This is a genomic window from Microbulbifer agarilyticus (assembly GCF_019800665.1).
In the GTDB taxonomy this organism is placed as follows: domain Bacteria; phylum Pseudomonadota; class Gammaproteobacteria; order Pseudomonadales; family Cellvibrionaceae; genus Microbulbifer; species Microbulbifer agarilyticus_C.
The window spans coordinates 620,932-634,795 of sequence record NZ_JAHVKO010000001.1 but is presented as its reverse complement, the minus strand read 5'-3'; the positions used below and the strand labels follow the sequence as shown (position 1 = coordinate 634,795).

General features: G+C 53.0%; 10 protein-coding genes and 3 tRNA genes. 6 read left to right on the top strand and 7 right to left on the bottom strand.

All coding sequences use genetic code 11. The annotated features are described in order from the left end of the window. Positions 1–140: 140 nt before the first annotated feature. The 4 genes from KUV22_RS02575 to KUV22_RS02560 form a co-directional block, all read right to left on the bottom strand. On the bottom strand, positions 141–2,864 hold the full coding sequence (locus tag KUV22_RS02575) for a TonB-dependent receptor domain-containing protein (protein WP_222228110.1): 2,724 nt from the start codon (positions 2,862–2,864) through the stop codon (positions 141–143). 109 nt (positions 2,865–2,973) lie between these two features. Next, positions 2,974–4,632, bottom strand: a complete 1,659-nt coding sequence (locus KUV22_RS02570; protein WP_222228109.1) for a serine/threonine protein kinase — start codon at positions 4,630–4,632, stop codon at positions 2,974–2,976. Between the two features lie 335 nt (positions 4,633–4,967). Beyond that, positions 4,968–5,534, bottom strand: coding sequence for a DUF1285 domain-containing protein (locus tag KUV22_RS02565; protein ID WP_222228108.1), 567 nt, complete (start codon positions 5,532–5,534; stop codon positions 4,968–4,970). Beyond that, complete coding sequence (locus tag KUV22_RS02560) at positions 5,527–6,225, bottom strand: TetR/AcrR family transcriptional regulator (RefSeq protein ID WP_222228107.1); 699 nt, start codon at positions 6,223–6,225, stop codon at positions 5,527–5,529. Before KUV22_RS02560 ends, KUV22_RS02565 begins: the two co-directional genes overlap by 8 nt. Positions 6,226–6,609: 384 nt before the next feature. Here KUV22_RS02560 and KUV22_RS02555 point away from each other — a divergent pair, with 384 nt between their 5' ends. Together KUV22_RS02555 and KUV22_RS02550 are read left to right on the top strand one after the other, a co-directional pair. Next, a complete protein-coding gene (locus KUV22_RS02555) occupies positions 6,610–7,458 on the top strand; it encodes an acyl-CoA thioesterase (protein ID WP_222228106.1) in 849 nt (282 codons plus the stop codon). A gap of 140 nt (positions 7,459–7,598) precedes the next feature. Next, positions 7,599–7,675, top strand: a tRNA-Pro gene (locus tag KUV22_RS02550). A 248-nt stretch (positions 7,676–7,923) separates the two neighbouring features. Here KUV22_RS02550 and KUV22_RS02545 read toward each other — a convergent pair. Next, entirely contained in the window at positions 7,924–8,619 is a 696-nt protein-coding gene (locus KUV22_RS02545) for a hypothetical protein (RefSeq protein WP_222228105.1), read from the bottom strand. Positions 8,620–9,078: 459 nt separating this feature from the next. Here KUV22_RS02545 and KUV22_RS02540 point away from each other — a divergent pair, with 459 nt between their 5' ends. From KUV22_RS02540 to KUV22_RS02525, 4 genes are all read left to right on the top strand, one after another. Further along, positions 9,079–10,317 carry a hypothetical protein gene (locus KUV22_RS02540; RefSeq protein ID WP_222228103.1) on the top strand — a complete coding sequence of 413 codons (1,239 nt, stop codon included), beginning with the start codon at positions 9,079–9,081 and terminating at the stop codon, positions 10,315–10,317. Between the two features lie 450 nt (positions 10,318–10,767). Further along, positions 10,768–10,841 (top strand) — tRNA-Cys (locus KUV22_RS02535). 71 nt (positions 10,842–10,912) lie between these two features. Further along, positions 10,913–10,998 (top strand) — tRNA-Leu (locus tag KUV22_RS02530). Between the two features lie 56 nt (positions 10,999–11,054). Then, positions 11,055–12,470, top strand: coding sequence for a serine hydrolase domain-containing protein (locus tag KUV22_RS02525; protein WP_222228101.1), 1,416 nt, complete (start codon positions 11,055–11,057; stop codon positions 12,468–12,470). Between the two features lie 42 nt (positions 12,471–12,512). Here the strand turns inward: KUV22_RS02525 and KUV22_RS17455 are convergent, their stop codons facing one another. After that, positions 12,513–13,103, bottom strand: a complete 591-nt coding sequence (locus KUV22_RS17455; RefSeq protein WP_315857493.1) for an HNH endonuclease family protein — start codon at positions 13,101–13,103, stop codon at positions 12,513–12,515. A 115-nt stretch (positions 13,104–13,218) separates the two neighbouring features. After that, positions 13,219–13,785, bottom strand: a complete 567-nt coding sequence (gene pgsA / locus KUV22_RS02515) for a CDP-diacylglycerol--glycerol-3-phosphate 3-phosphatidyltransferase (protein ID WP_222228099.1) — start codon at positions 13,783–13,785, stop codon at positions 13,219–13,221. Between the last annotated feature and the right edge of the window lie 79 nt (positions 13,786–13,864).

Here is a 13,864-nt window from a genome sequence, read left to right as displayed (position 1 = left end):
GGCGCCCTTTTTTATTGTCTCGCAATGGGCAGCCACCAATACGAAAAAAACCGGACACTTTGTACAGTGCCCGGCTCTTCAAGCGTTCCCTGTTGCTGTAATACTTCCAGGTACGTTTTTGTTGTCGAAACCTATCGCAATCAGAACTTGTATTGAGCACTCAGTGCAAAAGACTGCCCAGGCTTTTCCTCGAATACGACCACGTTTGCGCGCTCAATTTCGATTGCCTCATCCAGTAGGTTTTGCATCTTGGCTTTGATGGTGATTTCTTCGGTCGGGTACCAAGAGTACGTCAGATCCAGCGAGTGGAACGGCAACTCATAGGCGTCCGGGGCACCGTTACGGCCGGCAGCATACAGACGATCGCCGAACACGTTGTAACCCAGAGTTGCAGTATGCCCGCCATCTGGAGAGTCGAAACCAACCAGCATGTTAACCACATACTCGGAGGCGCCAGTCATTTCGCGGATAGGATTGGTCGGGGCATCGGCTTCGGCACCGGCAACCAGTTCCGTTTCCTGGAACGTCAGGTTGCTCTGCACGAAGAAGCTATCCATGAATTCACCCATGAAACCAAGGCCCTTAAGCGCCTCAATTTCCACACCAGTGATCTCACCGGATTCCGCATTGATGATTTCGCGAGCGACGTTGGTATCACTGGAAGCCAACTCAAAGAATTCAATCGGATCAACAATATCTTTGTAGAAAGCGGATACGGTCAGGTTGTCGCCATTGTCGAAGTACCATTCTCCACGCACGTCAAAGTTGGTGATTTCAGACGGGCGGGCATCCGGGTTACCTTTCACCTGTTCGTCGGTGATTGGATCGATGTAAATCGCCTCAGTAATTTCACGCAGATCCGGGCGAACCGCGGTTTTACTGGCACCGAAGCGCAACTGGAAGGTCTCCGCCCACAGCGCGCCCATATAGGTCAGCGAGAGAGACGGATATACTGCGTCGTCACTGTAAGTGGAGTCACGCAGCCCATCTTCATCCAGGTCAATCTGCGGGCTCTCAATGCTGTAACCATAGGGGTTCCAGTCTAGGGCAACCTGGTTGTACTCTTCCCAGCGAGCGCCGGCGGACGCACGCCAGGTTTCATTCAGGGTCCAGTCAATCTTACCGAATACGGCATCTGTCAACGTAGCGGCGATGTAGCTCTGGTTGTTGGTACCCGCGCGGTCAAAAGCGTAGTCATTGGCCGGGTCGGTGATTTGCGCATCGCTAAACACCTGGTCCAGACTCCCGCCCAGTGACGCAGGGTCGTCAACGTTGATCGCGCCGATACGGAATTCACTCTGCTTGTAGTAGCGCGCCTTTTCAGTACGGGCAAAACCACCACTCAACTCCAGTGAAGAGCTGGAGAATTCCAGCGGCAAAGTAGAGCTCCAACCGTAGTTCAGGACCTCATCTTCCAACTCGGTAAAACGGAAGCCGGAACTGTTTACACCGTTACTGACCGAAGAGCTCACCACCTCGCCAAGACTATTGGTCAGAGTATCGGCATTGACGGAAACTTCGTTCGGAATATCGGTCTGAGCAGTAGACTCGGAGTAAAACCAGTCGACCTTCAGCTCATCCGACACCCAGTTCAGAAGACCGCCAGGAACCATATCTTTGGTCGCGGGGCCGAGAGTATGAGCACCTCGAGCCTGATTCACCAGCAGATCGCGTTCTTCATACTTCAATGTATATTCACGGAACCCACGGCCGTCAGACAGCTGGCGGTTTTCGTTGAAGTAATCGCGCACAGAGGTATCGTCGTCGGTATTGCGCAGGTACAAGCTGGTCAGAGTAAGCTCATGGTCATCGCCATAACGAACCCCCAGATTGAGGTTGCCACTCAGATCTACGGAGTATGTTGAGGTATTTTCAACGTCCACAACTTCTTCCGGCAAACCGTAGGATCGCTTGATGGTCTCCTCTTCACGCCAGCGGTTCTTGTAAGATGCACCAGCCAGGAAACCTACTTCCAGATCGTCGGTGATGTAGAAACGGTTACCAACGCTACCCTTCACACCCATATCCGGGTTACTGGAATCGTCCTGCACCGCGATGTCACGATTCAACTGCAGGGCCAACTCACGATTGAGTTGTTTTGCAGCAGCGATCGCTTCGGAAGCTGAGGCATATTCGTTGCCTTCCTGCTCCAGAACTTCGCGAATGTCCTGTACACCAAGCTCACCTTTAAAGCGTTGCAGTGCTTGCTCGAGCTCCACAGGCAAGGCACGAGTGCCGTCATCGGTGCCGAAGTCGTCATCATCACCGCCGCGGTAAGACAGCACGTCACCATCGGTCTCGCTGTTCATACCGCTGCCCAACTCAATAGAGAAAGTCAGGCCATCGGGAATACCCTTGGTGCGGATGTTGACGTTACCACCACCAAAGGTTGCCGCCTGATCGGCGGAATATGATTTCTGTACCGCGAGAGAATCCACAACGGAGGTCGGGAAAATGTCCAGCGGAATTACGTTTCGGGTCAGATCTGGAGACGGCACGGTGGCACCGTTCAGAGTGGTACTGGAATAACGCTCACCCAGGCCACGAACGTAAACAAACTTGTCGTTAACGAGGGACAGACCAGCCACACGGCGCAGCGCAGCGGCAACTGTTGAATCCCCTACTCGTCCGATCATTTCAGAACCGAGGATGTCGGTTACCACTTCTTCTTCCAGGCGCTCGCTAACCAGCATCTCGGCTGAGTCTTTCAGTCGCCCCTGCACCATTACTTCTTCAATTTGCTGCGCCTGCGGGCCAGCAATCGTGTCCATTTCTACCTGCGCCAACGCGTTAGGAGCAATGACAGAGGCCGTGGCGATAGCCAATACCAACGGCACTCTTTGAAACTTTTCGTTCTTATCCATTTCCCAGGCCTCTAATCGTTCCTGATCTCAAAATCAAATGAGGCGCCGGCTCCAGTGTGTGAAGGCGGCGCCCCTCAGTCAGGATTTAAAATCCTGACCTCCTAAGCACTTACTGCTGCTCGAACCACAGAGCCTGAGCGCGGCTGCCGTCGTGCAGGCCGTAGGTCCAGCCAACAGTCCAGTCGCTGTCGCCAGCACTCAGAGCACCCAGGTAAGCGCGCTCGATCGGAGAGATACCTACCGCAGCGTCATTAACCATCATGCTGTCGGTGTCGATGGAGAATACAGACAGAGGACCTTCAAGCAGTTGCAGGCCAGTGTCGGCAGCGGCAGTCGGGTTCAAAGCGGCGTCAGCTGGTACGTCGGCAAATACGTTGCCGTTGGCAACCGCCCAGGCTTCCAGCTCGTCAGTGCCAATCGGGCCACCTTTGGTCTTGTCAGCACAGGCAAAGATGTTGGAAGTGATGCTTGCTTCGGTACCGGCAGCCAGAGCTGCAGTGGTCTCGGCGCTCTCAACGCGCAGGCAGTAGTTGCTACCTTCCACACCGTTTTCGTCAGCGGCGAAGGAACCGATAACCATAGAGTTGGTGATCATCGGGTAGATACCTTCACGGAAACGCCAGCCAGCGCCCGGATCGTGAGTACCTTCACTCTGTGCAGAGATGATGCAGGTCAGGCCATCAATCACCGGGCGGCTGTTCAGGCCGGCTGCGATCAGAGCGGTGTAGTCGTTGGTGTCTTTGTAAGAACCGATACCGTCAGATTCGATACAGTGGTTACCATCGGTTTCGCTCTGGATTACCAGCGCGTTAGTGATGGAGCCGCTCCAACCTTCGTCAATGTCGATGGAATCGTCACGTACATACATGGCCAGGTAGTTTTCAAAACTTACCGCACCACCGAACATTTCGATGCCGTCGTCGTAAGTGGAGTAAACCTGCAGGTTCTTAACGATGGTACCGGAACCGACAGAGCTGAAGGTGATACCGTTCAGCTCGTCACCGTTCGCAACTTCCGCACCAGTGTGCTTAACGCGAACATATTCCATGTGACCGGAGCTGTCGCCGTTGTTGTCACCACCGTAGTTGGACTGGTCTTTACCAGCAGCACCTTCGGCGAGTACGTGACATTCAGAGGTGTTCATTTCGGCATCGTAGGCACACTTATTAGTGATACCGAAACCATTGATCACCATACCACCCCACTGCTGTATGTCTTCAGGACCTACAGTGCCCTCTACGTCAGACAGAGAAGTGAAAGTAATTGGGTCTTGCGCAGTACCTACAGCTACCAGCTGAGAACCACGGTTTACAACCATGAACTTTGTGCTGTCTGGGAATGCAACCGTTGCACCAGCCTGTACGGTCAGCTGAGCACCGTCACCGCCTTCGGCGATACCAGCAGCAGCCATGGTGGTGTCGTCGTCGTAGTTGTTACCAACGAACAGACTTCCTTCAAAAAGGTGCGCACCGTTTTCCAGAGCAGGAATTACCAGGTCAACTGTCAGCGGGTTGCCAGAATCAACAAACGCTGCGTTGTAGGTACAGTTACCAGTTTCAGAGTTGAACTCGCCCTGCTTAACAGAACCAGCTTTCTCGTAAGAAGCGCATGGGTTATTTGCAACAGCGCCACCGTCACCGCCGCCAGTGCTGTTATCTACGGAGTTGTCGTTGGTTTCCGGAGCAATAGTAATACCGCCGCTGTCACAGCCAGTCAGCAGACCAGTGATAGCAGCTGCCAGCAGCAGCTTCTTGGTTACGAGTTTCATGAATCCCCCTAACAAGGATGAAATGGATTTATCCGTAAATATTTTTTTTAACGGCCAAAGCAATTTGGACGAGGGGGAGTCTAGGAATGGAGTGTTGCGAAAATGTTACGAATGAAAGACGCGAATATGAAAATGGGACAAATATTTCAAATATCTTGAAGTGTGAAACTTATATGTCAGCATATTTCTCAAATATTTCTAATATATTTCACGAAATCTTATTCCGAATAATATTTAACCGGATTTAAATTAAGTGAAACATGTGAAATAAATTAATGAGATATTTTTGCAGAGCTAACGAGAGTGACAATGAGAATTTATTCATTGCGAATAATTCAGTACTGGCCGAGCAAGAACTCTTCGCCGTTACTTTTTAGCCAGAGTTGACAGAGTTTGGCCGGAGGCTCATTTGGCTGACGCGGCTCAGCCCAGTCGATCAACTGATAGTAAACATCTCTGGACATGCGCCCCTCAAGTCCATCACGCACTTCTATATAGGGAATTGGCTGAGAGGGGTCGCCGTAAGGTTTCAGCAGAAGTGGGTGCATTTTATCTAACGGCAGCACATCCCCGGTATTGGTAGTGAGCAATATTTGTGCGCCATCACCATCCCCTTCCCGCGCCGCCTGCGTAATTAAAAAAGGCACATCTTCCACAACGATGCGCCATTTCTCGACCGGCGTGATCAGGAAATAGTCTTCACCTTCTTTCTTAAGAATGCTTGCGAAGAGCTTCACCAGCGGCTGGCGTTCAATTTCCGTCCCTTCATGGATCCAGTGACCATCGGCCTTGATGATCATATCCATATCGCCACAGAGGTCGGGGTTCCAGGAGGATACCGGCGGGTACCCCTGGAACTCGTCCTGTAATTTCTGTAGCTGCTGAAATAATGGCTCAGCCAAAACTGCTACCCGGGGTGCTTGGGGTGCTCTGGGGCAAGCCTGTCGGTTGGTCTGAATCCTGGTGACGGCGACTGGAGATATCACCGATATGCACACCGACATCCATGATGAATTCCATCAACCCCTCGCGATCCTCAATTACGTCAGAGAACGATTTGGAGTGATACAGCTCAACGGCGCCCTGCACCAGAGCCCAGTAGGTCGAATAATAGAAATAAGCAGGTACTTTCTTCAGTACACCCTGCTCCATGCGGCGCTCGAAAACGCGATTGAGCGCTGAAGCATTGGAATTACGCAACGCGTGGAGCTCCGCGATCATTTCCGGGGCCAGATTCAGCGCAATAATCTTTTCCTCAAGGCGCTGAAACAGTCGGTCGCGCGCCGGATCTGCCATGCGCGACTCAAAATAAGCACGGGCCGGAGCGGTAATATCGCCCTGCTCCGCAGTAGCAACGGCACTCTTAAGGCGCTCGGTGAGGGACTTTTCGTAGTCCATCAACAGACGCATATAGATCTCGGTCTTGGAGATAAAGTGCTTGTAAATGGTGCCTTTACCAATGTCGACGCGTTCAGCGATCTGCTCAACCGTCACCTTCTCTTCACCATGCTCGAGCAACAGCTCCAGCGCTGCGTCCAGGATACGCTGCTCGCGCGCACGGAACCGCTGAACCTTCTCTTTTGCCTTATCCATACTTCCGACCTTAACTGTCCGTAAATTTGGAGACTGAAATTGACTATCCATTCATGAATGATAGGCAATTCCCCTGCTTTGGAAAAGAAATTCGATGAAATTCACGCCCATCGCAGGATTTGCCCCACTCTGGAGGGGTTCGTAGGAAGAGATTCTCCGACCCTATCGACTACAACACCGAACAAACCGTATAGGGATACAAGTCACTATAAAAATGTAGCTGTAGCCAAGGACCCCAGCCATACCCCGGCGGCTCGCGCATCGTATTGCTAGGCCGATTGGGAGAATGCGTAATGGCCACGGGGGTGTGGCTTGCTATCATTCAGCGCGAACCAGGCAGCGCCGACTCGGCGCTACGCTCAACTTGCTTTGATTAGGTCCCACATGCAGGAATTTCTGAGCACTCTGCTCGACGTCGAACGATTAGATAGCAACCTCTACCGCAGTCGCAGCCATGTAGAGAATTACAGAAAAGTACTGTTTGGTGGCCAGGTACTGGGGCAGGCCTTAATGGCGGCCGCGCGGACCGTGGAAGACCGCCTGCCTCATTCCCTGCATGCCTATTTCCTGCGCCCGGGCTCCAGTGAAATGCCGGTGATCTACGATGTAGACCCCATTCGCGACGGCGGTAGCTTCACCACCCGCCGGGTAGTGGCGCGCCAGAACGGCAAGGCGATTTTCAATATGTCCTGCTCGTTCCAAATCGACGAGCCGGGGTTCGATCATCAGGCCGAAATGCCCACCGAAGGTGTTATCCCCCCCGAAAAGCTGAAAAACACCCAGCAACTGGCCGAAGAAGCCGGTATGAACGACCCAGCTCACAATCAGCGGCGCTACATGGTGGACTTCCGCCCGGTGGACCCAATGAGCTATTTTGGCGCTGGCGTCCGCGAACCCCGCTGCATGTTCTGGTTCAAGGTGGATAGTGAGCTGTCGGACGACCCGATCGAGCACCGCAGCGCACTGTGCTACGCCTCAGATATGGCACTGCTGGGCACCAGCCTGCAGCCGCACCCCATCAGCCTGTTTGACCCGCACATGATGCCGGCGAGTCTGGACCACGCCATGTGGTTCCACCGCCACTTCCGGGCCGATGAATGGCTGTTATACGTGACCGACAGCCCATCAGCTAGCGGTGCCCGTGGCTATTGCCGTGGGCAGATCTTTACCCGGGACGGTCGTCTGGTTGCATCCACCACTCAGGAAGGTCTGATTCGCAAGATCGACCGCTGAGCCGCGTCACCCAATCCTGCCGCGTACGACAATCGCGGCAGGTTCGTAAATTTAATGAAATCAGTGGTTTACAGGTCGTGACCGGCTGTTATAATGCCGCCCGCTTCGCAAGGAAGCATGAGCAATTTGCTCGACCTAGTCGGTGAGTAGCGCAGCCTGGTAGCGCACTTCGTTCGGGACGAAGGGGTCGGAGGTTCGAATCCTCTCTCACCGACCAGATTTTAGAAAAAGCCCGCAGTATGCGGGCTTTTTTTGTTTAAAAATTACAAAATTTGGCACCTATTTAGGATTATCATCTAGGCGCCGGTTTAACACACAGTACTCACAAAGTTACTCACGGTTACTCACTTTTGGCTCCCGCCCCGCAGCGCCTGGATTTGCCGTGAGTAGCCTACCTCCCGGAGTAGGATGAGGTTGTAATTTGGCTGCCATAACTAAACACAACCAATGCGAACCACACCCACTCTATTTCAACATCTCATCAAGAGTCGAAGGTAACCGCCTCGCTTGATTAGAAAGCTCTCGACCTAGATATCCACGGCCATAAGCGTAATCGAAGATCTTAACCAATAACTTTCGATGCTTTTTATAGATCTCCTCACGGAAAACAGACATTTCGATATTTAGGCGCAACATATCGACGTCCACCTCATCCACAGCCATGCGACCTAAATGGTGAATATAAATCGCGAGCTTCGGCTTTACCTCAAGGCGGTACGCACCCTTAGGCATCGTGCGCCGCAAGGCGGTCCCAAAGTCGGAAATCAGAGCCCTAAATGATATCGGCGCAAATGCACCCTTTTCTCTTCGAGAAATGCGATTCAGAATGCATTGGCTTAACCGCTCTTCTTTTTCTTGCAGCCAACGATCTCGCTGCTGGTTTGCTTTCTTGACGTATTCGGTAGCGGCGTTTTCATCCCGCCCTAGAGAAACAGGATTAGCTAGCCAAGGTGGCCTATATAGCCAGTACATCGTACCCGTTGAGTTTCGACGGAAAGAAAGATACTTCGGCCTGCCCCGTGGCCCCTTGCGCCCACCCGAGATCGGCTCCTCGTCATATAGAGCGAATTCGCGTATTTTGTGGCCATTTAGTCGCATCCACGACCGATTCTGATGCTTTGCGTACCTGAAAGCCATATCCTGACGATCACCAAAGTACACCGCGAAGGCCTCCCCAGGAGGTCGGTAGACCCATCCATTTTCTCCGGCACTGGGGACAAAAATGTACCAAAGAAAACGAGGTTGAGCGGGAAGTCGCACAATTACTAAGGTCTTTTTAATGCTGGCGGTTGAATCCTACGGCAATAATGTTACTCAATCTGAAAACAGCGTGCGAAATGGTCCTATCGACCGAATTGTCCGCATTGTGTAACATTGACCAGGTAAAAAATTACTCATTACTAGTAAAAACCTAGTAACCATGCGGGTTTCAGACGAATAACCTACCTCCTTCGGGACGAAGGGGTCGGAGGTTCGAATCCTCTCTCACCGACCATTTTCCCTTCTACGCCTTCTCATTTTTACGCTTCACTGATTGAGCCAGAATCTGCGGCACTGATACCCTTGTTTGTGGTCACAGACACCAGATTTAACCATTCGACATGGGTTTGAGCTCTACCAGTGCGTTTATATTTACGATTTCTTCTGATCTTCACCGCCCTCTCCCTTTCGGTTAGCGCCAATGCCAAGGGCGTGGACTATTACGATGTGCGCTACAAGGCGGCACTCAATCCTGAAACCGGCATGGCCGACGTCACCATCACGCTCACCGGCGAAGAACTGCCCAGCAAGCTGACGCTGCACCTGAAGCCCGAGCGCCACCACAACATCCGCGGCGACGGTGATATCGAGATAGATGGGGATAAAGCGGTATGGACGCCCAGCGGGGAGTCCGCCAGCGTCCAGTACCAGTTCGTTATCGATCAAAAAAAGGGCTCCGGGCATTACGATTCGCGCATTACCGATGACTGGGCGATTTTTCGTTCAGACAAGCTAATCCCCCCGATATCAGCCCGCGCTCCGGAAAGGCTCCACTCCCGCGCCACCCTGGAAATTACGGCACCGGATAACTGGCGCAGCCTCGCACCCTACGCAATAGATGAAGCAGGTATCTTTCTGCTGAAAGATGACGGGCGCCGGTTCGTGCGGCCGAAGGGGTGGATGATCGCAGGCAATGTGGGCAGCCGGCAGGAATTTATCGACGGGACAGATACCGTTGTGGCAGGCCCGCGGGGTAAGAGTATTCGCCGACAGGACACGCTGGCCTTTCTCAACTGGACAATGCCAGAGCTCAAAAAGGTGTTTCCGTTATTTCCAGACAGGCTACTTATCGTAATGGCACCTGACCCCATGTGGCGCGGCGGCCTCTCCGGCACGCGATCCTTATTCATCCACTCGGACCGCCCACTTATATCCGGGAACCGTACCAGCAGCCTGCTGCATGAGCTCATCCACGTCGGTACCGGCATTCGCGGCGATAAGGAAAGCGACTGGATCGTAGAAGGAATAGCGGAGTACTACTCGCTACAAACATTGCGCCGCACAGGCGGGATTAGCGAACGACGCTACCAGGAAACCATGGAGAAACTCGCTGCCTGGGGAGAAAAGTCCCCTAACCTCTTGGTGAAGCGCTCCTCCGGCCCAATTACTGCGCGCGCTGCCGTGGTCCTGCAAGAGATTGACCTCTATATCCAGAAAGCCAGCGAAGGTAAAAACAGCCTCGATGATGTGGTTACCGCATTAGCTGCTGATCGTGGAGAAGTGACCCTGGAGAGATTCCGCACGCTTGCGGAAGAAGCGGCGGGCAGCGAGATCCCGCAGCTGGATCGGGCATTTCTTTCAGGCAAAAAAAAGCCCTGACGACGGGGGGGGGAGAGCGTCAGGGCCAAGACCATTAGGAGTGAAACTTGGAGGATTTCATCCTTACAACACACGGGGCACCTGTATGGAGGAAGGTGCCCGGCCGGCACTACTAAACACGACTTGGGGGGAGATGTGTGCTAGCCAGCTACTCTCAGTATTAGTCAGGTCGGCAGGATTGCCAGCATGATTCCTAGTTCGTTTAGAACAATTCGCGATAGCAAAAATCCCTTCATTCTGACTAGTTATTACGCGGCCGCGCAGAAGCCTTTCGATCACTTTTTGTTCGCCGGTGAGAAGTTCGAGAAATTGCCTTGACTAATCCTTCGCAAACCATAGAATAGCGCCCTCTTACACGCCCTGAGGCGCGTAAGTATCAGAAAACGCTGGGATTTTTGGCGGTCATCCGCTAAACTCCGCGACGTTTTCATCGCTTGATGCGACACCTATGGCTAGGTGGCAGAGTGGTCATGCAGCGGACTGCAACTCCGTGTACGCCGGTTCGATTCCGACCCTAGCCTCCATATTTTTTGGTTAGCCTGCTCAGGCTGGCCACCATCACTGGCCGACAAATGCGCCAGCTGATCATCCACTGGCCCGGGTGGTGGAATTGGTAGACACAAGGGATTTAAAATCCCTCGACTTCTGGTCGTGCGGGTTCAAGTCCCGCCCCGGGCACCACCTCCCCTCTTCTTCTATGCTTTTGGCAAAACTCATTATCGGCACTTTGCTGATCTATGCCATTTGAAAGCACAACCACCTCCTTTCTAACCATCTCGCTGACGATTATTGCGAGCCTCGCAGTTTTCCTATGGCTTATACGTAACACGCAGTGGCTAGCCAATCTGTTGGTACTGCCCAGAGATGCCCTGCAGACGTTACTGGGCATGAGCGCCAAGCTTGCATGTTCCGCGCACCACATCTCTGGTTTCCGTAAAAAACGCATCAGCGAGGATTTGCGCAACTACTCGCCACTTTTCAAATTTGTTTCGATAGAACATCGAGGCAATACAACGCTCGCATCACTGGGCAGCCTGATTTCGATGAAAGCCCACTACGATCCTATTCTAGGCAGCAGCCTGATCCCTTCAGAGCAGGATGAAAATAACCCTACATTCAATTTCCCGGGAACAATTCCAACCTCGGTAAACTTGCGCCGAAACCTCGAAACACTCGCCCGACGCAGCCACCAGCCACTACAAAGAATGGTGCAGGAGCAAATACGACGTGACGCGCAAGCAAGCCTGGATACGCGCGCACTGATTGTGGTGCATGGCCATGAAATACTGGCAGAGGCTTACGGTCCGGATATCACAGCAAGCACCAGGCTCCTGGGCTGGTCGATGTCCAAAAGCCTACTCGCGCTATTGTTTGGCCGAATGGAAACACTGGGTTTGGCTTACGCCGCTAGGACGAGCTTGTTTCCCGAATGGTGTGATGATGATCGCACCCACATTTCACTACAAAATCTACTGCAGATGTGCGACGGACTGGAGTTTGATGAGACTTACAGCCCCGGTACGGACGCCACGCGCATGCTCTTCGGAAATTTACCCGCTTCGCGCTACGCGCTACAGCGCAAACTAAAATTCCAACCCGGAACACATTTTTCATACTCCTCCGGTAGCACCAATTTAATTGCCCGCTGGATGCACAGGGAACTTGGCGGCACACAAAAAGCACTGACGTTCTGGCAACAGGAATTCCTAAAGCCACTAGGGCTAACCAGCACGCTACTGGAGCTAGATAATGATGGAGTGTTTATCGGCAGCTCTTATGGCTTCGCAACTGCTGCGGAATGGGCACGCCTTGGTGCGCTGCTATTGCACAAAGGACAACTAAACCGAGGCAACCGCACTCCAGGCTTTCTCGATCACGAATGGATCACTCGGGCCACACAGCCGAATACGAGCAATAACGATCCGCGCTATGGCTATCAGCTGTGGCTTAACGGAGCAAAACAACGGGCAAGCAACTTACCGCTAATGTACCCGGGCCTCCCTGAACACAGTTACTTTATGCTGGGTAACCGCGAACAAAAGCTGATGGTGGCACCAGAAAAAAATGCCGTGGTGTTGCGACTGGGATGGTCGGCGAACCCCTATCCCGTCGAAGAACGCTTCGGGGAAATTTTACATAGCCTCCCAACCTGAGGGCGACGATACAACTGGATAGCCCCAAGCAAGCCAGGCTCACTACCCTTTACGTGAACGCGCCAGCATCGCCAGGATTAACTGGGATTCATCTGGACTTACCTGCAAACCGTATTTTTCAGCAACACCCAAAAAGCGGCGCAGATAATATTCCCGCACCGGGCCATAGGGTGGCATCCACTCATCGGGGCCTTTGTGACCCTTGCTCTGGTTACGCCCATCGTCGACAAGCCACAGGTTGTCGGGGTCTTCGGCAAAAGCGCGCTTCCGCTCACGCGACCATCCTGCACCGCCTCTTTCATGCGCCCATTTAAGCGGCACAATGTGCTCCACATCCAGGTCCGAAGCCAGCTCAAAAAACTGGCCTGTGTATGGGTCCATCCAGAGACCACCCTTCACCTGGCAGCGGCGCGCATCGGTATAGGTAATCGGTGCCAGGGAAAATCGAACAAGGAGTTCGTGACGGGTGTTCTGGCAATCCCGATCCGCATCGGACCACTTTGGGAGCCACTCTGCTCGCTTGTACTTGTTGCTTTCAGCGGCGTTAGCCCCCGGGCCAAAGCAGCATAGCGCAGCAACGAGGGTGGCTATTGAACGAGTGTATTGTTGAGGAAAAAATAAGCGAAACGGCACGATAACTCCATTGGCACGTAAATGCTCGAATGGAACTATCGTACCCAATTGGATGCGACGTGGAAATCAGCGTATCTACACGAGACTTCAGATCTGTGAACGCGTTAAAAATCGACTAGGAAGCGGACGAATCTTCGCCATTCAGCGCAGGCCAGGCCGCGCGTAAATAGACCACCATTGTCCAAAGTGTCAGGGCTGCGGCCACATACAGCAGGATGTATCCGATGGTTTCCATCACCGGAAACTCCTCTACATCGAATGCCAACAACACAATGATTGCAGCCATTTGTGCTGTGGTTTTGATCTTGCCAACGTAATTCACTGCCACGTTACCGCGCTGACCCAGTTCAGCCATCCACTCACGTAGGGCAGAAACCGCAATCTCGCGGCCGATAATAATGGCTGCGGCAATCGTAAACAGGCGGTGGTCGTGCAGGTCAACCAACAGCACCAGGGCTGTAGCGACCATCAGCTTGTCCGCCACCGGGTCGAGGAAGGCACCAAAGGGGGTACTCTGATTCAGCTTGCGCGCCAGATAACCGTCAAGCCAGTCGGTCGCGGCCGCAACGGAGAAAATCAGGGCGGAAGCAATGTAGCTCCATTTATAGGGAAGGTAGAAAACCAGCACAAAAACCGGAATGAGCGCTACGCGCAGCAGGGTCAATTTGTTGGCGAGAGTCATGCTGGTCCTTTTACATTCGCTGAACACACTTCGTCGGCACTGCGTAACTTAGCAATCTAGCGGCGAAAAATAAACGTCA

Bases quoted from the DNA above. Each gene is read 5' to 3' on its own strand.
- pgsA (WP_222228099.1), bottom strand. From the start codon at position 13,785: ATGACTCTCGCCAACAAATTGACCCTGCTGCGCGTAGCGCTCATTCCG.
- KUV22_RS02525 (WP_222228101.1), top strand. From the start codon at position 11,055: ATGCCATTTGAAAGCACAACCACCTCCTTTCTAACCATCTCGCTGACG.
- KUV22_RS02560 (WP_222228107.1), bottom strand. From the start codon at position 6,225: ATGGATAAGGCAAAAGAGAAGGTTCAGCGGTTCCGTGCGCGCGAGCAG.
- KUV22_RS02570 (WP_222228109.1), bottom strand. From the start codon at position 4,632: ATGAAACTCGTAACCAAGAAGCTGCTGCTGGCAGCTGCTATCACTGGT.
- KUV22_RS02575 (WP_222228110.1), bottom strand. From the start codon at position 2,864: ATGGATAAGAACGAAAAGTTTCAAAGAGTGCCGTTGGTATTGGCTATC.
- KUV22_RS02555 (WP_222228106.1), top strand. From the start codon at position 6,610: ATGCAGGAATTTCTGAGCACTCTGCTCGACGTCGAACGATTAGATAGC.